The sequence below is a fragment of the Cypionkella sp. TWP1-2-1b2 genome (assembly GCF_049896245.1).
Lineage (GTDB): Bacteria > Pseudomonadota > Alphaproteobacteria > Rhodobacterales > Rhodobacteraceae > Cypionkella.
The window spans coordinates 1-18,739 of record NZ_JAFCTX010000017.1 but is presented as its reverse complement, the minus strand read 5'-3'; the positions used below and the strand labels follow the sequence as shown (position 1 = coordinate 18,739).

Annotated in this window: 20 protein-coding genes; 6 read left to right on the top strand and 14 right to left on the bottom strand. The window is 62.0% G+C overall.

Annotated features, from left to right (window positions below; translation table 11 throughout):
* The first annotated feature begins 109 nt into the window (after positions 1-109).
* Positions 110-1,480: a diguanylate cyclase gene (locus ACP7AP_RS12700; protein WP_426034575.1), complete on the top strand. Its 1,371-nt coding sequence runs from the start codon at positions 110-112 to the stop codon at positions 1,478-1,480.
* 49 nt (positions 1,481-1,529) lie between these two features.
* On the opposite strand, the gene ACP7AP_RS12695 is transcribed toward ACP7AP_RS12700, so the two are convergent.
* The 4 genes from ACP7AP_RS12695 to ACP7AP_RS12680 form a co-directional block, all read right to left on the bottom strand.
* On the bottom strand, positions 1,530-2,048 hold the full coding sequence (locus ACP7AP_RS12695) for a periplasmic heavy metal sensor (RefSeq protein ID WP_426034574.1): 519 nt from the start codon (positions 2,046-2,048) through the stop codon (positions 1,530-1,532).
* 3 nt (positions 2,049-2,051) lie between these two features.
* The gene (locus tag ACP7AP_RS12690; RefSeq protein WP_426034573.1) at positions 2,052-2,390 is read right to left on the bottom strand and encodes a dihydroorotate dehydrogenase; all 339 of its coding nucleotides are present in this window, start codon (positions 2,388-2,390) and stop codon (positions 2,052-2,054) included.
* A 12-nt stretch (positions 2,391-2,402) separates the two neighbouring features.
* A complete protein-coding gene (locus ACP7AP_RS12685; protein WP_426034572.1) occupies positions 2,403-3,002 on the bottom strand; it encodes an RNA polymerase sigma factor in 600 nt (199 codons plus the stop codon).
* Between the two features lie 246 nt (positions 3,003-3,248).
* Complete coding sequence (locus ACP7AP_RS12680) at positions 3,249-3,866, bottom strand: EF-hand domain-containing protein (protein ID WP_426034571.1); 618 nt, start codon at positions 3,864-3,866, stop codon at positions 3,249-3,251.
* A gap of 198 nt (positions 3,867-4,064) precedes the next feature.
* On the opposite strand from ACP7AP_RS12680, the gene ACP7AP_RS12675 reads away from it, so the two are divergent.
* Both ACP7AP_RS12675 and ACP7AP_RS12670 read left to right on the top strand, forming a co-directional pair.
* Positions 4,065-4,496, top strand: a complete 432-nt coding sequence (locus tag ACP7AP_RS12675; protein WP_426034570.1) for a DUF983 domain-containing protein — start codon at positions 4,065-4,067, stop codon at positions 4,494-4,496.
* Positions 4,493-5,107, top strand: a complete 615-nt coding sequence (locus ACP7AP_RS12670; protein WP_426034569.1) for an NUDIX hydrolase — start codon at positions 4,493-4,495, stop codon at positions 5,105-5,107. Before ACP7AP_RS12675 ends, ACP7AP_RS12670 begins: the two co-directional genes overlap by 4 nt.
* Positions 5,108-5,318: 211 nt before the next feature.
* Here the strand turns inward: ACP7AP_RS12670 and murD are convergent, their stop codons facing one another.
* The gene (gene murD, locus ACP7AP_RS12665; protein ID WP_426034568.1) at positions 5,319-6,719 is read right to left on the bottom strand and encodes a UDP-N-acetylmuramoyl-L-alanine--D-glutamate ligase; all 1,401 of its coding nucleotides are present in this window, start codon (positions 6,717-6,719) and stop codon (positions 5,319-5,321) included.
* 316 nt (positions 6,720-7,035) lie between these two features.
* Here murD and ACP7AP_RS12660 point away from each other — a divergent pair, with 316 nt between their 5' ends.
* A complete protein-coding gene (locus ACP7AP_RS12660) occupies positions 7,036-7,734 on the top strand; it encodes a hypothetical protein (protein ID WP_426034567.1) in 699 nt (232 codons plus the stop codon).
* A 222-nt stretch (positions 7,735-7,956) separates the two neighbouring features.
* Here ACP7AP_RS12660 and mraY read toward each other — a convergent pair whose 3' ends face one another.
* From mraY to ACP7AP_RS12620, 8 genes are all read right to left on the bottom strand, one after another.
* Positions 7,957-9,039: a phospho-N-acetylmuramoyl-pentapeptide-transferase gene (gene mraY / locus ACP7AP_RS12655; protein ID WP_426034566.1), complete on the bottom strand. Its 1,083-nt coding sequence runs from the start codon at positions 9,037-9,039 to the stop codon at positions 7,957-7,959.
* Positions 9,040-9,109: 70 nt separating this feature from the next.
* Entirely contained in the window at positions 9,110-10,555 is a 1,446-nt protein-coding gene (locus ACP7AP_RS12650; protein WP_426034565.1) for a UDP-N-acetylmuramoyl-tripeptide--D-alanyl-D-alanine ligase, read from the bottom strand.
* Complete coding sequence (locus ACP7AP_RS12645) at positions 10,552-12,033, bottom strand: UDP-N-acetylmuramoyl-L-alanyl-D-glutamate--2,6-diaminopimelate ligase (protein WP_426034564.1); 1,482 nt, start codon at positions 12,031-12,033, stop codon at positions 10,552-10,554. Before ACP7AP_RS12645 ends, ACP7AP_RS12650 begins: the two co-directional genes overlap by 4 nt.
* A gap of 15 nt (positions 12,034-12,048) precedes the next feature.
* On the bottom strand, positions 12,049-13,836 hold the full coding sequence (locus ACP7AP_RS12640; protein ID WP_426034563.1) for a peptidoglycan D,D-transpeptidase FtsI family protein: 1,788 nt from the start codon (positions 13,834-13,836) through the stop codon (positions 12,049-12,051).
* The gene (gene ftsL, locus ACP7AP_RS12635) at positions 13,833-14,204 is read right to left on the bottom strand and encodes a cell division protein FtsL (RefSeq protein ID WP_426034562.1); all 372 of its coding nucleotides are present in this window, start codon (positions 14,202-14,204) and stop codon (positions 13,833-13,835) included. Before ftsL ends, ACP7AP_RS12640 begins: the two co-directional genes overlap by 4 nt.
* A gap of 3 nt (positions 14,205-14,207) precedes the next feature.
* Positions 14,208-15,221 (bottom strand): 16S rRNA (cytosine(1402)-N(4))-methyltransferase RsmH, encoded by a 1,014-nt coding sequence (gene rsmH, locus ACP7AP_RS12630; protein WP_426034635.1) that lies wholly within the window; start codon positions 15,219-15,221, stop codon positions 14,208-14,210.
* A 1-nt stretch (position 15,222) separates the two neighbouring features.
* Positions 15,223-15,723 carry a division/cell wall cluster transcriptional repressor MraZ gene (locus tag ACP7AP_RS12625; RefSeq protein WP_426034561.1) on the bottom strand — a complete coding sequence of 167 codons (501 nt, stop codon included), beginning with the start codon at positions 15,721-15,723 and terminating at the stop codon, positions 15,223-15,225.
* A gap of 723 nt (positions 15,724-16,446) precedes the next feature.
* Positions 16,447-17,547: an Mrp/NBP35 family ATP-binding protein gene (locus ACP7AP_RS12620; protein ID WP_426034560.1), complete on the bottom strand. Its 1,101-nt coding sequence runs from the start codon at positions 17,545-17,547 to the stop codon at positions 16,447-16,449.
* A 173-nt stretch (positions 17,548-17,720) separates the two neighbouring features.
* On the opposite strand from ACP7AP_RS12620, the gene ACP7AP_RS12615 reads away from it, so the two are divergent.
* Together ACP7AP_RS12615 and ACP7AP_RS12610 are read left to right on the top strand one after the other, a co-directional pair.
* Positions 17,721-17,843, top strand: a complete 123-nt coding sequence (locus ACP7AP_RS12615; protein ID WP_426034559.1) for a hypothetical protein — start codon at positions 17,721-17,723, stop codon at positions 17,841-17,843.
* A gap of 7 nt (positions 17,844-17,850) precedes the next feature.
* Positions 17,851-18,066 (top strand): DUF1127 domain-containing protein, encoded by a 216-nt coding sequence (locus tag ACP7AP_RS12610; RefSeq protein ID WP_426034558.1) that lies wholly within the window; start codon positions 17,851-17,853, stop codon positions 18,064-18,066.
* Positions 18,067-18,586: 520 nt separating this feature from the next.
* Here the strand turns inward: ACP7AP_RS12610 and ACP7AP_RS12605 are convergent.
* The coding region (locus tag ACP7AP_RS12605; RefSeq protein WP_426034634.1) for an IS3 family transposase at positions 18,587-18,739 on the bottom strand (153 nt) is incomplete at its 5' end.

Below are 18,739 nucleotides of genomic sequence, written 5' to 3'. Positions count from 1 at the left end.
GTGGTTACTGGTTTCAGAAAGGATTTCTTAACCCTTTCGGCGGCACAGTGGAAACATAAGCTTAACACTCAAAGCAGGCGTTTCGACAATGGTCGGCAAGATACTCATCGTGGACGATGTTGCGACAAATCGCATCGTCATGAAGGTCAGGCTGACGGCTGCGGGCTATACCCCGGTCTTGGCGGCGGATGGCGCGAGCGGCCTGAAGCTTGCTCTGACGGAAGCGCCCGATCTGATCCTGCTGGAACTCACCCTGCCCGATATGCCGGGGCTACAGCTGTTGGAACGATTGCGGGCGGAACCTGCGTTGCGGCATGTGCCGATCGTGATCTGCTCGCCTGTGCTGGATGCCAAAGCCCGCTGCGCGTCTTTTCGCGCCGGGGCCGATGATTTCCTGCAAAAACCGCTGGATGATCAAAACCTGCTGGCACGCATCCGCAGCTTCATGCGCGCAAGGGATGAGGTGGAAGGTTTCTCACCGCATCACGACGGCATCGCCATGCTGGGTCTGGCCGAAGCCCCGGCGACATTTTATCAACCCGGTGTGATCGCCCTGATCACCCAACGCAGCGAAGTGGCGCTGAAACTGCGCCGCGATATGGCCCCACATCTGACCGACCGCGTGCTTGCCATGACGGCGGAAGAGGCGATGACCGAAGCCATGCATCATGGTGCCACGCCAGATGTGTTCCTGATCGAATCCGATTTCAACGGGCCGGGGTCTGGTCTGCGGCTGATGTCAGAACTGCGCTCGCGCACCCACAGCCGCCATGCTGCGTTTTGCGTGCAGTCCGGCCCCGGTTCTCCCATCGCGGCGGCGGTGGCGTTTGATCTTGGCGCGCATGATCTTGTGACACATGGCATCCCCGCCGAAGAACTTGCGCTGCGGCTGATCAGGCTGCTGGCCCGAAAACGTGAGGCTGACGCTGCGCGGGCCTCGGTGCAAGACGGTTTGCGGCTGGCAATGAGTGACAGTCTGACCGGCCTGCACAACCGCCGCTACGGCATGGCGCAACTCGCCGCCATCGCCGATATTTCCCGCCGCTCGGGGCAGGAATTTGCGGTGATGGTGGTCGATCTGGATCGCTTCAAATCGGTGAACGACCGCTGGGGCCATGCCGCAGGCGATGCCGTGCTGATTGAAGTTGCAGAAAGGCTGAACCGCAATCTGCGGGTGGGCGATCTGCTGGCCCGCATCGGCGGTGAAGAATTCCTGATCGCTTTGCCCGAAACCTCGCTCTCGGAGGCCCGCAGCATTGCCGAGCGTCTGTGCCACTGCGTTGAGGAATCCCCGGTGCGCATCGGCGATTTTGCCGCTTTGCAGGTCACCGTCTCTATCGGGCTTGCCACCTCGGCCGATGCCTGCCCGCCCTGCGTCAAAGACACCTTGTCAGAACTGATCGACCGCGCCGACCGCGCCTTGCTTTACGCCAAATCCGCAGGCCGCAACCAGGTCACCATCAGCCGCACCGCCGCCTGACGTCGCACATCAAAGCCCAAAGCACGCCCCGCCCGATGCCCCCCAACGCCTAAGGCTTCGACGGCAACCCTTCATCGCCAAACTTATCCGGCTTGCCCTTGCCGCCCTGCTGCAAGCGCTTCTCCAGCCGATCGGCAAACGCCCGCCGCGCTTCGGGCGTCATCGCCACCAGCAAATCGCGCATCATGCCCTGCCCAACCTCAAACCGCCCCGCCATCCGTACCCTTTGCGCCTCCAGCACCGCCGCAAGCTGACCCGGATCAAACGGCTCCGCCCGCAGCACGCCCAGCAAAACCTGCGCATCCTGGCCTGCCTCTTGCCGCGCCTGTCGCATCTCGGGCATCCGCGCCAGCAATGCCTTGCGCAACGCCTTGCGATCCTCGCGGCTCAGTGCCTCGGAAAACGGACCAAAGCCAATCTCACGCACCCCGCGCGGCCGGCCATCCTCGCGGTCATGCAAAAACGAGCCCGCAAACAGCCCCGCCACGGCCAGGTTCAGCGCCACCGAGACCGCCAGCGCAATCCGCAACCCCTTGCCCGGAGCTTTAACCACAGCCGTTTCGCTCATCACCTATTCCTCTACCAAAAACACATCGAGTTGCGGCATCAGATCGACCTGATCGACCGCACTCACAGCCCACATATCCGCAACCGCCCCAAACCCATCCGGCTGCACAAAGCCAAAAAACAACCCCACCACAGCCGCCGACCCCACACCCACCAAAGACCCTGCCCCGCCAAACAGCGCCGCCAGCCCCGCCAGCCACCCCGCACGCGGCACCACCGCCATCACCACCGCAGGCCGGGCCTGCAGATCAGCCGCATCCGCCAAAACCCGCGCCATCAGCGCCTCCGACGGCTGCATTGACGCCCGCTGCGCTCCGGCCAACAGATCATCTAGATCATCCATCATTCCGCCTCATCATTGCCCGTCATCTTCGTACCCTAAAGCCGCCCGCTGCCCCGATAAAAGTGCCGCCAATGCCCGCTTACCCCGCGCTGTCAGACTTTCCACCGCTTCCACGCCCGTCTGCAAAATCTCGGCAATCTCCAGGTTGCTGAACCCCTCGATATGCCGCAACACCACCGCTTCGCGCTGCCGCTCGGGCAAGGCCGCCAACGCCAGATCCAAAGCCGCCATCCGGTCCGCCTCAATCATCCCCGCCACCACAGACGCAGCCCCATCCGCAGGCTCGGCCACATCATCAAGCGCCTCGGCCCGCCTGCGCCTGCGCGCCCGCAAGCGGTCCGTACACAGATTGGCCACCACCCGGTAAATCCAGGTCGAGACTTTGGCCTCGCCCTGCCGCCACTCTGGCGCCACTTTCCACAACCGCAGCATCGCTTCCTGCGCCACATCCTCGGCCTCGGCGCGATCGCCCAGCATCCGCCCGGCATAGCCCAAAACCCGTGGCAACAGCCGCCCCGCCAGCAGACGCGCCGCATCAGGGTCGCCGTGGGCATAAAGCACCACCAGCGCCTCATCGACCAAATCTGCAAAGGTATCGCGCGGCATTGTCATCTTGTGATCGGGCTTATCCGGCTTGCCCCGGGCTCGCAACATTTTGCAACAGATCGGGGTTTCACTGTGATGCGGGGCCTGCGGCAACAACCGCAAACCCCACGCCTGACAACCGATCTTGGCTGAAGCCTCTGGCGATCTTGGCCAAAGCCTCTGGCGACCTTGGCCAAAGCCTCTGGCGACCTTGGCCGAAGCCTCTGGGGCTCATCGACCCCGACCCAGATCAGCAGTCAGATCAAGCCGTGATCAGTTCGCCGGATCATCGCCACCATCCGGCCCGCCCATCATATCATCCTCCATCGCAGGACGATGCTTGCCGTGCCCATCTTTGCCGTGCTTACCGTGACCCTTGCCATGCTTCTCATGCATCGCCTTGCGCGCGGCATCGACCTCATCTTGAGTGACCGCCCCATCCGCATTGGCGTCGATCCGATCAAACAGCATCTCCGGCCCCGGACGCGCCGCCATCTCAGCCGCGCTCAACAGCCCGTCGCCATCCGAATCCATCTTCTTCACCCTCTCAGCCGAGCGCGCCTTGATCCGATCACCCGCGGCTGCAATCCGAGGAGCCGCCAGCTCATCCGCCGAGATTTTGCCATCGGCATTGGCATCCATCGCCTTGACCCTGGCCGCGCGCAACGCCTCGACCTCGGCCTTGGTCACTTTGCCGTCTTTGTCGGCATCCAAGGTGGCGAAATCAAACTCGCCATGCGGCGGTTTGGGTGGCGTGGCATCCTGCGCATAGGCCGCAGCGCCCATCAAAGCCGCCGCCAGAATCAAGGCTGACCCTGCCAATTTCGGATTGCCCGCCAGTGTGCGGTAGCGCGCCAGTTTGCTGTTTATACCCGGTGTGCTGTTAAGCATGCTGTTCTCCTCAAGCTCGCCGCAGCCTCTGCCATGGCGTTCATACCCAGATAAACGCCGCAGCTTTCGGTTTCCGTCGCACAGCCCGCTTGGATTTTTTTCAACCCCGCTTGCGACAAAGCACCGCCCCCCCGTGTAAGCACTCAACTTTCGTCCCCACATCGGTTAAGCCATGCATCTCGCATTCAGGATTTTCCGATGACCGACGCCGCCCTGCACGCTGTACATGACCACGATGCCTTCGCCGAGCGTCCGGCCTGGCCCGCCCTGCGCCGGGGCTGGGCGCGGCGTTGCCCGAATTGCGGCGCAGGCCCGCTGCTGAAAGGCTATCTCAAGGTGCGCGAAAGCTGCCCGGTGTGTTCCGAAGATTTCACCGCGCAGCGCGCCGATGATGGCCCGGCCTACCTTACCATCCTGATTGTCGGCCATCTGATGGCACCGCTGTTGATGTTCGTGTTCGTAAAATACCGCCCCGAGCCCGCCACCTTGATCACCCTGTTCTCCATCGGCACCGTGGCGCTGTCGCTCTACCTGCTACCGCGCCTGAAAGGCGCTATGGTCGGGCTGCAATGGGCCAAACGGATGCACGGCTTTGGCCGCACCACCCCGGTCACAGTCGAGCAGTTGTGAGCAACGCTGCCGCCGAGACAATCCGCCCCGCCGCCACCCTCGTGCTGTGGCGGCCTGCGGGCAGCGGGTTTGAGGTGCTGATGGGCCAGCGCGGCCACGCCGCCGCTTTCATGCCGTCAAAATACGTCTTCCCCGGTGGCGGCGTCGATGCCGAAGATGCCACCCACGCCCTGCCCGGCCTGACCGCCGATTGCGCCCACCGTCTGACACTGAACTGCCCCCCCGATGCGCCCAGCCCCGGCACACTCGCCAGCGCCGCCCTGCGAGAGTTGACCGAAGAGACCGGGCTTTCCCTGCCCGATCCCACCCCCGGTGCCTTGCGCTTCACGTTCCGCGCCATCACCCCGCCGGGCCGCCCGCGCCGCTTTGATGCCCGCTTCTTCCTCACCTCCGCCGCAGGCGTTGCAGGCGACACCGAGACCTTCTCCGACACCCTGACCGAGCTCACGCACCTGCACTGGATCGGCCTTTCGGCAGCCCGCGCGCTCGATCTGCCCTTCATCACCGAAGTCGTGCTCGCCGAAGTCGCAGCCCTGCTGAACGGCCACTCCCAACCCGGCGTGCCTTTCTTCGACAACTCCGGCCCGGTGCCAACGTTTCGCAGGCTGTAAGCAAACCGCAGCGCCCAAAACCAGCCCCTCAGGTCATCCTCTCTGCTCAAATATCCCCGCCGGAGGCACCTCCGGTCGGCACCTGAAGCCTCCGGCGGGAGTATTTCAAAAAGAGCAAATCGGCAGACAGGTTAAGATTTCCTTAAAGTGATGAGATCAAGATATTGAAAACACACATATAAAAATGGTCCCGAGTTGGGACCACCCCCACTCACCCCAGCAAAGCCTTCACCCGCGCGGTAAAATCATCGCCCCGCACCTCAAAATTCGGATACTGATCAAACGAGGCCGCCGCCGGGGCCAGCAACACCACCTCCCCCGCCACAGCCTCCTCAGCAGCCCGGCTGACCGCCCGCGCCATCGTCTCACAAATCTCATACGGGGTGTCGCCCAATTCCAGCGCAAACTCCCGCGCCGAATGGCCGATCAGGTAAGCCTTCACCACCGATCCCAAATGCGGCACAAGCCCCGCAATGCCACCTTCCTTGCCCATCCCCCCGGCAATCCAGCGGATCTTCGCGAACGCCTGCAACGCCTTGCCCGCCGCATCGACATTGGTGGCCTTGCTGTCATTGATAAACCGCACGCCAGCCTTTTCCCCAACAAGCTGACTGCGATGCGGCAGCCCGGCAAAGGAATGAAACGCGGTCTCAATCAGCTTCGGCCCGATCCCGAGCGACCGACAGGCCGCATAAGCCGCGCAGGCATTCTGATGATTATGCGCCCCCGGCAGCCCGGCCACTTCGCGCAGATCGACCGAGGCCACCTGCTTGCCCCGCCGCCATTCCGCGAGGAACCCTTTGCGGGCGAACACCGCCCAGCCAAAGCCCTCCAGCTTCTGCCCCGAGGATATCCGGATCACCCGATCATCCTGCGGTCCTTCCGCCATCTGATTGGCCAAAAACCTCCCCTCGACCTCATCCACCCCGATCACCGCCCGATCCGGTCCACCTTCGGCAAACAGCCGCCGCTTCGCCGCAAAATAGCCGCCCATCCCGGCGTGACGATCCAGATGATCCGGCGAGAGATTGGTGAATACCGCCACATCCGGGGTCAGGCTGCGGGCGAGGTCGGTTTGATAGCTGGACAACTCCAGCACCACCACCTCACCATCCTGGGCCGGTTCCATATCCAAAACGCCGCGACCGATATTGCCCGCCATCTGGGTCGCCCGTCCGGCCACCTCAAGGATATGATGGATCAATGCCGTGGTCGTCGATTTTCCGTTCGATCCGGTCACGCAGATCACCCGGGGGGTGAGGTCGAAGTCGTCCCATTCGGGCCCGGCAAAGCTGCGGAAGAACAGGCCGATATCGTTGTCCAGCGGCACCCCGGCCTCCAAGGCCCGCGCGATCACTTTGTTCGGGCTGGGATAGAGATGCGGGATACCGGGCGAGGTGATCAGGGTCACGACACCGTCAAACGCCCCGGCGCGGGTCAGGTCGGTGCAGGTGAAACCCTCGGCTTCGGCCTTCTGACGCGCCTCGGGGCTGTCGTCCCACAGCAGCGCCTCGGCCCCACCCGCAATCAGGGCGCGAGCGGTGGCTGTGCCAGAGCGACCCAGACCCAGCACGGCCACTTTTTGGCCCTCATAGCCTTTTACGGGAATCATCGCAGCCTCCGGTTTTATCTGGGCCTTACAATGCCCCGAGCCGGGGGGGCGGGGCAAGGCGGCATCTGTCCACGCGTGGACAGGCGGGGCGGGGCGTGGTTTATCAAGGGGTTAGGCATGGTCAATTAAGGGATTGTCGGGGTTTAGCGCAAGCGTAGCGGGGTCAACCCCGCCCTACGATTGGCAGACGTGTGTGAAGTGAGTCTCCACCGCAACACTGTCGCGCCACACACAGAGTTTGCCACTCAAAGCTGGTGACAGCAGGGCAGCGGCTCTATGCTGCATAAAGCAGTCAAAAAATAAGAAAGTGACTATAATGCAGGTTCTTAACAAGCACATCCTCGCCGCGGTCAGCCTTGTTCTGGCAGGCTCAGCCGCGCAAGCCGAGATGACGGGGGGCCAAGTCAAGCTGTCGCAATCGGGGTTTATCGATGATTTCTCGGTCGCCAAGACCAATATCAGCGGCTCGGTGGAATTGGCGTTTGGGCCGCAATTCGGCATGCAGATGGATCTGGGCGTCAACCTGCTGAACTTCGCCGATGAAACGGCGACCAATTTTGTCACCCACGGCACCTATAAACTGGGCGACAGCACGGCGCTTGGCCTGTTCTACGGCATGGATGCGGTTAACGGCGGGCGCACGGATGTTTACGGGCTTGAGGCGGCGCAGAATTTTGGCACTGGCGGGGTGCAGGGCTATGTCGCGCATGCCGAAGATGATGGTGGCAGCGGCACGGTGCTGGGCGTCAGCGGCGGCATGGTGATGGGCAATGGCGTGGGGGTGGGGGCTTCGCTGGATCACGGCTCGTTTGATGGCACCTCGCTGACCCGCTACGGTCTGCGCGGCGCGTTCGGCTTGGGCGAAAGCTCGAAAATGTTCGCAGAGCTTGGGGCACTGAACACCGATGCTGGTTCGGAAACCTATGCCAAGATTGGGGCTACCTATAACTTTGGCGCAAATTCCGGGCTGATGTTTGGCGACCGCAGCCTGTTCAACCTGCTGCCGGGGTCGTAAGCTTGCGCGCGCGGCGCATTTCATCTGTTTTCTAAATATCCCCGCCGGAGGCTCCCTACATCAGCAACGGAAGCCTCCGGCGGGAGTATTTTTACCAGTATGAAACCCCATCACCGGCCAAGACTCGAAGGGGCGAGGCCGCAGGTCGCGGGACGCAAATTTTTATCTTATTTGAGCCAAACAGATGCCCGGTGCAGTTTGCTCCGGGCATTATTCTGCACGTCACCGCACCTTCAGCGTCGCGAGACCAATCATCGCGAGGATCAGGCTGATGATCCAGAACCGGATGACGATTTGCGGCTCGGCCCACCCTTTTTTCTCAAAATGGTGGTGGATCGGGGCCATCAGGAACACGCGTTTGCCGGTGCGTTTGAAGTAGAGCACCTGGATGATGACGCTCAGGGCCTCGACCACGAACAGGCCGCCCACGATGGCGAGGACGATTTCGTGTTTGGTGCAGACGGCGATCGCACCAAGCGCGCCGCCCAAGGCGAGGCTTCCGGTATCGCCCATGAACACCGCAGCCGGAGGGGCGTTGTACCACAGAAAGCCAAGGCCGCCCCCGAACAAAGCGGCTGCAAAAACCAGCAGTTCGCCGGTGCCCGGAACGAAATGCACGCCAAGATATTCCGCGAAATTATAGTTGCCGACGATGTAGCTGATCACCCCCAAGGTGCCACCTGCGATCATCACCGGCATGATGGCAAGGCCGTCCAGCCCATCGGTCAGGTTCACCGCATTGGCGGCCCCGACGATGACGATCATGCCGAAGGGGATGAAGAACATGCCGAAATCCAGCAACACGTTTTTGAAGAATGGCAGCGCCAGCTGGTTGGTAAGCGCAGGCGGATGGAAGCTGGACGCCGCATAAGTGGCCATCGCGGCGATGGCAAGGCCCGCAATCATCCGCACCCGGCCCGAGACGCCCTTGGTGTTTTGCTTGGTGACTTTGGCATAGTCATCGGCGAAACCGATCAGCCCGAAGGCCAGCGTCACCAGCACCACGATCCAGACATAGGGATTGTCAAGGCGCGCCCACATCAGGGTGGACACCATCAGCGCCGACAGGATCAGAAGGCCGCCCATGGTGGGGGTGCCCGCCTTGATGAAATGGCTTTGCGGCCCATCATCGCGGATCGGTTGGCCCTTGCCTTGTTTGCGGCGCAGAAGGTCGATCAAGGGCCGCCCAAAGATGAAGCCGAAGATGAGGGCGGTGGCAAAGGCGCAACCGGCGCGGAAGGTGATGTAGCGGAACAAGTTGAAGACGTCGCCGCCATCCGAAAACTCGGTGAGCCAGTATAGCATTACGCTTCTCCTTGTTGCGAGAGCATTACGCTTCTCCGTGTTGCGCTGTGGGACGGCATGATCCCGCGCCTCATTGCTTTGTGTCGGGCGCTGGGTGCCCCAATTTGCGCAGGGCGTCAACGATCAGGCTGACTTTTATGCCCTTCGAGCCTTTCACCAGCAGAATATCCCCAGCATCAATCAGGCTGCGCGGGCGGGCGGCAAGGTCGCGCGCATCGCTCACCCATTCGCCTCGTTGCGCGCGGGGGAGCTTTTGCCACAGCGATTTCATCCGGGGGCCGACGCAGTGGATCAGGTCGATTTTGTTGAGATGCGGGTGTTGGGCTACGGCCTCGTGGAGGGCGATTTCGGTGGGGCCGAGTTCCAGCATATCGCCAAGGATGGCGATGCGACGGCCCTTTCCAACGCGACCAATGCCGTCTTGCGGGGTGGCGGCGATCAGCACATCCAAAGCGGCGGCCAGCGAGGTCGGATTGGCGTTGAAGGCATCGTCAATCAGATCGAAGCTGGTTTCTTCCACGATATCAAGGGTGATATGTTCGCGCGTGCCGCGCCCTGCCGGGGGTTGCCAGCGACCCAAGTCAGAGGCCGCGATCATCGGGTCAAGCCCAAGTGCGTCAGCTACGGCCAAAGCAGCGAGGCCGTTGGCCGCGAAATGGCGGCCGGGCGACAGGACTTTGAACAGGCTCGGGCTGCCCATGCGGGTGGCTTGCACGATGGTGGCGGTGTCGCAGAGGGTGACTTGGGCGAGGTGGTAATCGGCGGTAGCGTTGCTGCCAAAGGTGATAGCTTTGGCCCCGACTGCGGTGGCTTTGGCTTGCAGGATCGGGGTGATGCCTTGATCGCCGGGGAAAATCGCGGTGCCGCCGGGGCGCAGTCCGTCGAAAATCGACGCTTTCTCGTGGGCAATGCCTTCAAGGTCGCTGAAGGCTTCCAGATGGGCGGCGGCGACGATGGTGATCAGGGCGATGTCAAGATCAGCCATGCGCGCGAGCGGGGCGATTTCGCCGGGGTGGCTCATGCCGATCTCGATCACCGCGAAATCGCTGTCGGGCGGCATCCGGGCCAGGGTCAGCGGCACGCCCCAGTGGTTGTTGTAGCTGGCTTCGGCGGCGTGCACGCTGCCCTGCCCGGCGAGAATGCGGCGCAGCATTTCCTTGGTCGAGGTTTTGCCGACTGATCCAGTGACTCCGACCACTTTCGCGCCGGTGCGCGCGCGGGCGAAAATGCCGAGTTTTTCGAGGGCTTGCAGCACATCATCCACGATCAGCAGCGGGGCATCAGCGGTGACGCCTTCGGGAATATGCGAAACAAGCGCCGCGGCGGCACCCTTTTTCAACGCCTGCGCAACAAAATCATGCCCGTCGCGCACATCCTTCAGCGCCACGAACAGATCGCCGGGCTGGATGGTGCGGGTGTCGATGGAAACGCCGCTGGCTTTCCATTTGGCAATCGTCCGCCCGCCCGTGGCGGTGACGGCATCGGCAGAGGTCCAAAGCGCGGCTGATGATTTCATAGCAATCCATCCAGTGCGGCGACGGCGATGCTGGCCTGTTCCACATCGTCAAACGGGTAAATGTTGCCCATGATCACCTGACCGCTCTCATGCCCCTTGCCCGCGACCAGCAAAGCATCACCGGGTTGCAGGGCATCGACGGCCAGAAGGATCGCCTCGGCACGGTCGCCAACTTCGTTGGCTTCGGGGCATGCGGCCATGATCGCGGCACGGATCAAAGCGGGATCTTCGGAACGTGGGTTGTCATCGGTGACATAAAGCACGTCGGCATTGTCGCGGGCCGCCGCCCCCATCAGCGGGCGCTTGCTGGTGTCGCGGTCGCCGCCCGCGCCGAACACCACGATCACCCGGCCCATCACATGCGGACGCAACGCGCGCAGCGCGGTTTGCAGGGCATCTGGGGTGTGGGCGTAATCGACGAACACCGAAGCGCCGTTCAGCCGGGTGCCTGCCAGTTGCATCCGGCCCCGCACGCCCGTCAGTTGCGCCAGCACGCCGAACACATCCCGCGCGGCTGAGCCGACCTCGATCACCAGACCCGCCGCCAAGGCGACATTCTCGGCCTGAAAGCCGCCGATCAGATTGAGGCGCACTTGGTAGGGCGTGCCCTTCCATTCATAGCGCACATCTTGGCCCTTGGCGTCAAAGCGTTGGCCGAGGATGCGCAGATCGCAGCCCTCGCCACTGCCGACCGAGATCAGGCTTTGGCCACGCGCAACTGCAATCAGCGCCACCTCATGGCCCTTGGGGTCGTTCATGTTGATCACGGCGGTGCCATCTTCGGGCAACACGCGGTCGAACAGGGCAGCTTTGGCGGCGAAATAGGCCTCGAACGTGTGGTGATAGTCGAGATGGTCTTGGGTGAAGTTGGTAAACCCCGCCGCTTTCAGGCGCACCCCGTCCATCCGACGCTGATCAAGGCCATGCGAGGATGCCTCCATCGCCGCATGGGTAACGCCCTCAGCCGCAGCCAAAGACAGCATCCGGTGCAAAGTGATCGGATCGGGCGTGGTATGCGCCGATGGTGCCGACCAAGCGCCCTCAACCCCGGTGGTGCCAATGTTGATCGCGGCATAACCCAAAGCCATCCAGATCTGCCGCGCAAAGGTCGCCACCGACGTTTTGCCGTTGGTGCCAGTGACGGCGACCATGGTGGCGGGCTGACTGCCAAACCACAGGCTTGCTGCACGCGCAATCGCCTCGCGTGGGTCTTCGGCGACGATCAGCGCGGCATCGGAAGCGGCCAAAGCCTGTGCCGCCAGCCGCGCCCCTGCGGCATCGGTCAGAATCGCGACCGCCCCCTTGGCCAAGGCCGCCGCGATAAAGTTGCCACCATGCGCGGCATGGCCCGGCATCGCGGCGAACAGAAAGCCAGCTTCCACCGCGCGGCTGTCCAGCGTGATGCCGCGCAGTACCGGGTTGCGGGTTTCGCGGGCGGTCAGGCCCAGATCTGCGAGTGTTTTTGTCCGATCTGCCACGACATGCCCCCAAGCTTAATTCTTGACGGCTATTAGCCCATCCAAGCTGGCGGCTTCAACCTGTGGCCGCATCCCCAACAAAGGCGCTGCACGGCGGATGATCTCAGCAGCAACCGGCACTGCCGTCCAACCTGCGGTGCGGCGCGGCTTTGATCCGGTGTTTTCCGACGGCTCGTCCAAAGTCACCACCAACACATATTTCGGATCATTGGCCGGGAACACAGAGGCGAAGGTATTGACCACCTTGTCATGGTAATAACCGCCACCGCGCTTGGTTTTCTCGGCAGTGCCGGTCTTGCCCGCCACCGCATAGCCGGGCACATCGCCCAGGCTGGCGGTGCCTTCGGTGACCACACGGCGCATCATGCTGACGGCCAGAAGGGCGACACGCTTCGACAAAATCCGCTCGCCCTGCATCGGTTCGGTGCGCTTCAAGAGCGTCGGCGTTACCTTGATGCCACCATTGGCGATGCTGGCGTAAGCCGTCGCAAGGTTCAGCGGGCTGCCCGAGATGCCATGGCCATAAGCGGCGGTGATGGTGACGATTTCTGGCCAGCGCGCCGGGCGCAGCGGTTTCGCGCCCTTCGCCTCGACCAGTTCCACCGGAGACGCATCAAACAGGCCCAATGATTTCAGAAAGGCCTGCTGGCGCTCACCACCGATCATCATCGCAATATGCGCTGTGCCGACGTTGGAGGATTTTGCAATAATATCAGACACCGACAGCATCGGGCCATAGTTGTGGCCCTCAAATTCGTTGATCTTGAACTTGCCGTAATACATCGGCGCATTGGCATCGACGAGGGTTTCTGGCGTGACCAGACCAAGCTCAATCGCTTGGCTTGCCGCGAAGATTTTGAAGGTCGAGCCTAGCTCATACACGCCTTGCACCGCGCGGTTGAACAGCGGGCTGTCAGACGGCTCGCCCGAGGTCGGGTTGGCGGGGCGATCATTGGGATCAAAGGTCGGGCCAGCCGCCAATGCCACGATTTCGCCGGTGTTCACATCCATCAGAATAGCGGCACCGCCCTTGGCGTTCATCATGGTGATGCCCGCACCCAACACGTCCTCCACCGCCGCCTGCACGGTGATGTCCAGCGAGGTGACCAGCGGCGTGCCCGCTTGCGCCGGATCACGCAGGCGCGCGTCTTCGTATTTCTCAAGGCCCGCAGTGCCGATCACTTCGGCGCTGTTCACACCTTCCGCGCCAAAGGATGATCCGCCGAGAACATGGGCAGCAAGCGTGCCGTTGGGGTAAAGCCGCATCTCACGTGGGCCAAACAGCAGGCCAGGGTCGCCGATTTCATGCACCAGCTGCATTTGCTCAGGGCTCAGCACCTTGCGCACCCAGAGGAAGCTGCGGCCATCGGTAAAGCGACGCAGCAGGGTTTTTTCATCCAGATCGGGGAAGATCGCGGCAAGTTCGCGGGCCACGCGTGCCGGATCAATCAGTTCGCGGGTCTGCACATAAAGCGCATGGGTCAGCATGTTGGTGGCCAGAATCCGGCCATTGCGATCCACAATATCGGCGCGGCCTGCGTCAATTTCTGCGCCTGCCGAGGCGGTGCGCGGCTCGACCGGTTCCGAGGCCGCAATCGTGCCCATCCGCGCGCCGATCAGGGTGAAAGCGCCGAAGAAGCACAAAGCGAGGATCACCAGACGCACTTGCGCCGAGCCGCGGGATTTGTCGCGCATGACCTCGTGGCGCAGACGCAGGTTTTCGCGCTCGATGCTGTCGGGGTTTTCGCCCTTCTGGCGGGCGTGCAGGATGCGGGCAAGTGGGCGCAAAGGCGTGCGGGTCATGGCGTTTGCGCTCCTTCTGTCGCGGCCAACGTGCCGGAGACTTCTTGCGTGCCGTCCAGCGGCAGGTTGGTGATCAGTGGCGCGGGTGGGAAGGCGATCTGGTTGGTGACGCCAAACTGCGCGGGCAGCATCGGCAGCAGTTCCAGCCGATCAAAGTTCAGCGTCGCCAGATCGCGCAGACGGTCGGGGCGGTTGAGGTAAGCCCATTCGGCGCGCTCAATCGACAGGCTTTCACGCAAGCTACCGATTTCGTTCTGCAAATCAGTCACATCGCGCAAGATGGCTTGGGTCGCGTAATTCTCGCGATAAGCCCAGAACCCCAACGCCATCACGGCGAGAAACGACAGAACGTACAGCACAGGGCGCATGGCTTAGCGGTGTCCTTTTTTGCTGGAGGGTTTCGGCAGATCGGGGGCGTGCAGGGCAGCACCTTCAATGTCTTTGGCAGGGGCTGCGGTGCGGCGGGCGACGCGCAGTTTGGCGGAACGCGCGCGGGGATTTTCTTCGAGTTCAAGGTCATCCGGGCCAATCGCCTTGCGGGTAACCAGTTCAAACCGCGCGGTGGTGTTTTCCTTCACCGGGGCGTAGCGGTTGGAATTCGGCTCCTCGCCCGCTGCCTGTTGGAAAAAACGCTTCACCACGCGGTCTTCCAGCGAGTGGAAGGTCACGACGGCCAGCAGCCCACCGGGTTTCAGCGCGCGCTCTGCCGCCAGAAGGCCCTGCACAAGCTGGGTAAATTCCTCATTCACCGCGATGCGCAGGGCTTGGAAAGACCGCGTGGCGGGATGGCTTTGACCGGGCTTGGGGCGCGGCAGGCATTTGGCTACGATCTCGGCCAGCCGCAAAGTCGTGCCAATCGGTTCAACCCGCTGTTCGACAATCGCATGCGCAATCCGGCGCGAGGCGCGTTCTTCGCCGAAGTGATAGAGGATATCGGCGAGGCGTTGCTCAGACGCGGTATTCACAATATCCGCCGCCGACTCACCCGACTGGCTCATCCGCATGTCCAAAGGGCCGTCTTTCTGGAACGAAAATCCGCGTTCCGCCTGATCAATCTGCATCGACGACACGCCGAGATCGAGCACCACGCCGTCGAGCAATTCCCCGGCATGTTTGTCCATATCCGAGAAATTCCCAGCCACCAAGCGCAGCTTCTCGCCGTACTCCCCCGCCCAAGGCGCCGCCATTTCCAGCGCCAAAGGGTCGCGATCGACGCCGATCACGCGTTCCGCCCCGGCCTCCAGCAATCCGCGCGTATAGCCGCCTGCCCCAAACGTCCCGTCCAGCCAAACCCCGCGCACAGGCGCACAAGCCGCCAACAGGGGCCGCAACAATACGGGGATATGCGGAGAGCGGCCGATGTTCTGGTCGCGGATCGGGTCCATCTCAGCCCGCCCGCGCAGCCCGACCCACCAGGGCCAAGGGATCGACGCCATCATCGTCATCATCGTTGAATTCGGCGTCGTAGACCTCACGACGATACAGCTTGAAACGGTTGGTATAACCGGCAAACGCCGCCTCGCCGGCAATATCGTCTACTGAAAACCCCATCTTGGCGCGGACTTTCAGCGGCAGCACAATCCGGCCATCCGGTTCAATCTCGACCATCACCGAGCGTGAAATCAAATCGCGTTCTGCTTTATCGCGGTCGTCGGAACCCAGTTCCATCGACTCAATCTTGGCGGCCAAAGCATCAGCGCCCGACTTCGAGTAACATTCGACGAAAGTACGGCTTTTGCCGCCATAAACCATGTAAACCCGGGGGCGTGCATCATCAGAGGAGGGGTCTTCTGCTTCCAGAATGCGGCGGAAGGCTGCTGGGATCGAAACCCGCGCCTTGCTGTCTACCTTCTGGTAGAACTCGCCTCTGAACGCCTCACTCACCATCGGCCTTTCGGCTCCTTTTGGGGTATCGCTACCCCCAGTTTCTTGGCCCCCGAAATAGAAAAGGCGGACCGAGCTGCTGCCACTGCTCGGTCCGCCGTCTGTCCCATCGCTGGGCGTCCTGCTGCGCTTGCCACCTGGGGGAGATGTCTGCTCGCTCGCGCGCCGGATCTGTCAAAGTTGGAAAGGCGGGGTGCCTGTATGAGCCTGTCTTTTTCGCCTTGTTCGGGGTCTTCAGCCGCCCCTGCTTTTTTTGTCCCGCCGTTCCGTCTTCGTGAGATAGGGATGCCATGGGATTTAATGGGAAGCAATGGAAATCTTTGGGTGAAGGTGGGGAATATGTTGTTTTCTGGATGGGCGGAAAACAGCATCTTGTGGTCACAGACGCTAAATTTAGGCAGTAACGCGGCTTTCACGGCAGCGTGAACACTAGATATAGATATTCGGAAACCTGCTCGCAGGCTCCCATGATTTCCCAATAAATTTTGGGCTTTGGCAAAAATCACCCCTATGTTGCGCAAAAACGGGTCGAATCAATGGGCGAGTGCCAACCAGAAACGCAAAAAACCGAGGTTTCCCCCGGTTTCCCCATGATTTCCCAGATAAGTGATTCGCGGGGTTAGGTTTCCCCATAAATTCCCGTAGGACGGGGTTCACCCCGCCATGAGGGCACAAGAGGCGGGGTGCGCCCTACCTCTGTGTCGCCCGGTGGGTTAAAAACCCACCCTACGCCATGCCGCCCGCAATCAGCCGTTGCGCCAACCGCGCATAGGCCTGCGCATGGGGGCTGTCGCCCAAAGCAATCGGCGTGCCTGCATCGCCCGCCAGCCGCACATCTATAGACAGCGGCAACTCGCCCAGGAACGGCAAGTCCAGCCGCCGCGCTTCTGCCGCCACCCCGCCATGGCCAAACAGATGCGCCTCGTGGCCGCAGTTCGGGCAGATATAGGTCGACATGTTCTCGATCAGCCCCAGCACCGGGGTTTTCAGCTTCTGGAACATATCCAGCGCCTTGCGGGCATCCAAAAGCGCCACATCCTGCGGGGTCGAGACCACAATAGCGCCCGTAAGATGCGTGCGCTGGCACAGGGTCAGTTGAATATCGCCCGTCCCCGGCGGCAGGTCGATGATCAAAACGTCGAGTTCGCCCCAAGCCACCTGCCCCAACAACTGCTGCAACGCCCCCATCAGCATCGGGCCACGCCAGATCACCGCCTCATCTTCCTTCAGCATCAGCCCGATCGACATCATGGTGACGCCGTGGGCGTGCAACGGCTCGATGATCTTGCCATCGGGCGAGGCCGGGCGCTTGTTCACCCCCATCATCCGCGGCTGGCTGGGGCCATATATATCAGCGTCAAGCAGACCAACCCGCCGTCCCTGCTTGGCCAAAGCCACCGCAAGGTTGGAAGACACGGTGGATTTCCCCACCCCGCCCTTGCCCGAGCCAATCGCTATAATACGGTCCACCCCGGCAATCCGCGCAGGACCGCCCTGATGCGGCGTCGGATGCTGGCCGATCTTCACAGCGCCGGGATTTGCACCCAAAAGTGGCGGCGCTGCGGTGGCCGGTTTCGGCGCGGGGCCGTGAGCCGTCATCACCGCCTGCACATCCGTCACACCGGGCAAAGCCTTCACCGCCATCTCAGCCGCCACCTGCGAGGCCGCCAAAGCATGCGCCTCGGCAGGTGTCGGCGCCTCAATAACGAATCGCACGCGGCCGGCCTCGACCATCACCGCGCGCACCAAATCACGCGAAACAAGCGTGCCGCCCGGCACCTGCACCCGCGCCAGCACCGCCATCACTTCATCCCGTGTCACGCTCATGGTTTTTCCTTTGCCCGCATTTTAGTTCGTACGCTACCTAAATGAGCAGTTGCGCTCCACAAAGTTGTGCGCTTTACCGGAAAGGGCAAGCCCTGTTGACCAAACGCTCAAATATTCAGCGGAGCGCCTGTTAAATATGAATATTTTGCGACACTAAGCCATGCGCGTGCCGCATGGCAGCATTGATCACTCAGCCTATTGTGCAGTTGCAGCATTTGCCCCATGTTATCGATAACAGCGAAACAGAAGGGTTTGGGCATCCGGCCAAGACCAACCGCTCGAAGAACAAAAAGTGAGGCTACCATGGCATATGTAAAAACAACCCGCGCCGTTCCGGCAACCGCAACCGACCGTATCTCGGGCATCTTCGCCGCGATCTCGGCAATGCTGGCACGCCGCCGGGTCTATGACCTCACCATCCGCGAATTGCGTCAGCTGACCGACCGTGAGCTGTCCGATCTGGGCATCGCCCGTTCGCTGATCATCGAAACCGCCCGTGAGGCAGCTTACGGCAAGTAATCCCTGAACCGGTCGCTACCTCTTCCCAGCGGCTTGGTTTCACGGCGCGGCGGCGCGCAACTCCTCCCTTGCGCCGTCGCCTTTTTATTATCTTCGATGAGCCTTCCTCCTCCCTTGGGCTCTCGGACACGCGGCGATCTGTTCTCCTCCCTCAGATCGTCGCACCCTATTCGAGCGGCCAACCTCCTCCCTGGCCGAGCGATCAGGCGGTGATCCAACCTCCTCCCTGGATCATCGCCGCCCTATTCGAGCGGCCTACCTCCTCCCGGGCCGAGCGATCAGGCGGTGATCCAACCTCCTCCCTGGATCACCGCCGCCTTATTTTATTCGATGAGCCTCAGGCTCTCGGACACGGGGCGATCTGTTCTCCTCCCTCAGATCGTCGCACCCTATTCGAGCGGCCTACCTCCTCCCGGGCCGAGCGATCAGGCGGTGATCCAACCTCCTCCCTGGATCACCGCCACCCTATTCGAGCGGCCTACTGGACCTGTCCCGGTTTCGTTCCGGTCAGGTGCTCATGTTAGGCGGCCTTCTGTTCGAAAGCCACGGGGGACTTCCAGCCAATTGCTGAGTGTCTGCGTCGGGGATTATAGAAGCCGTTTATGTATTCGAAGAGGGCAACTTCGACCTTGCGGCGGCTTTGCCAGTTCCGGCGCCAGACCAGTTCGGCCTT

What these genes read in the sequence shown, in the direction of transcription:
- rsmH (WP_426034635.1), bottom strand. Translation starts at nt 15,221, where the DNA reads ATGGACCCGATCCGCGACCAGAACATCGGCCGCTCTCCGCATATCCCC.
- ACP7AP_RS12650 (WP_426034565.1), bottom strand. Translation starts at nt 10,555, where the DNA reads ATGAAATCATCAGCCGCGCTTTGGACCTCTGCCGATGCCGTCACCGCC.
- ACP7AP_RS12625 (WP_426034561.1), bottom strand. Translation starts at nt 15,723, where the DNA reads ATGGTGAGTGAGGCGTTCAGAGGCGAGTTCTACCAGAAGGTAGACAGC.
- mraY (WP_426034566.1), bottom strand. Translation starts at nt 9,039, where the DNA reads ATGCTATACTGGCTCACCGAGTTTTCGGATGGCGGCGACGTCTTCAAC.
- ACP7AP_RS12690 (WP_426034573.1), bottom strand. Translation starts at nt 2,390, where the DNA reads ATGGATGATCTAGATGATCTGTTGGCCGGAGCGCAGCGGGCGTCAATG.
- ACP7AP_RS12675 (WP_426034570.1), top strand. Translation starts at nt 4,065, where the DNA reads ATGACCGACGCCGCCCTGCACGCTGTACATGACCACGATGCCTTCGCC.
- ACP7AP_RS12685 (WP_426034572.1), bottom strand. Translation starts at nt 3,002, where the DNA reads ATGACAATGCCGCGCGATACCTTTGCAGATTTGGTCGATGAGGCGCTG.
- ACP7AP_RS12695 (WP_426034574.1), bottom strand. Translation starts at nt 2,048, where the DNA reads ATGAGCGAAACGGCTGTGGTTAAAGCTCCGGGCAAGGGGTTGCGGATT.
- ACP7AP_RS12620 (WP_426034560.1), bottom strand. Translation starts at nt 17,547, where the DNA reads ATGAGCGTGACACGGGATGAAGTGATGGCGGTGCTGGCGCGGGTGCAG.
- ACP7AP_RS12640 (WP_426034563.1), bottom strand. Translation starts at nt 13,836, where the DNA reads ATGACCCGCACGCCTTTGCGCCCACTTGCCCGCATCCTGCACGCCCGC.
- ACP7AP_RS12615 (WP_426034559.1), top strand. Translation starts at nt 17,721, where the DNA reads ATGGCAGCATTGATCACTCAGCCTATTGTGCAGTTGCAGCATTTGCCC.
- ACP7AP_RS12660 (WP_426034567.1), top strand. Translation starts at nt 7,036, where the DNA reads ATGCAGGTTCTTAACAAGCACATCCTCGCCGCGGTCAGCCTTGTTCTG.
- ACP7AP_RS12680 (WP_426034571.1), bottom strand. Translation starts at nt 3,866, where the DNA reads ATGCTTAACAGCACACCGGGTATAAACAGCAAACTGGCGCGCTACCGC.
- ACP7AP_RS12610 (WP_426034558.1), top strand. Translation starts at nt 17,851, where the DNA reads ATGGCATATGTAAAAACAACCCGCGCCGTTCCGGCAACCGCAACCGAC.
- ftsL (WP_426034562.1), bottom strand. Translation starts at nt 14,204, where the DNA reads ATGCGCCCTGTGCTGTACGTTCTGTCGTTTCTCGCCGTGATGGCGTTG.
- murD (WP_426034568.1), bottom strand. Translation starts at nt 6,719, where the DNA reads ATGATTCCCGTAAAAGGCTATGAGGGCCAAAAAGTGGCCGTGCTGGGT.